We start from the raw sequence: 264 nt of genomic DNA on the forward strand, positions 1-264 counted from the left end.
TCGTGGGTTCGATTCCCATCGTCCACCCCATATTCCGAAGCGCCAGGCCCGGGGCCTGGCGTTTTCATTTCCAAGCAGTGTCCCGCGGACGTGGTGGAATTGGTAGACACACTGGATTTAGGTTCCAGCGCCGCAAGGCGTGAGAGTTCGAGTCTCTCCGTCCGCACCACCTTCAGGCTCGGCTTGTCCGGCCGCTGCGGTTGAAGCCGGAACGTCCAGCACGATTCACGATATGGTGGGCGTAGCTCAGTTGGTAGAGCACAG

Annotated in this window: 1 tRNA gene; it reads left to right on the forward strand. The window is 60.2% G+C overall.

The features are described 5' to 3' along the window. The first annotated feature begins 84 nt into the window (after positions 1–84). A tRNA-Leu gene (locus HMPREF2716_RS02500) sits at positions 85–169 on the forward strand. Positions 170–264: the final 95 nt, after the last annotated feature.

This window comes from Pseudomonas sp. HMSC076A11 (assembly GCF_001810205.1).
Taxonomy (GTDB): domain Bacteria; phylum Pseudomonadota; class Gammaproteobacteria; order Pseudomonadales; family Pseudomonadaceae; genus Pseudomonas; species Pseudomonas aeruginosa.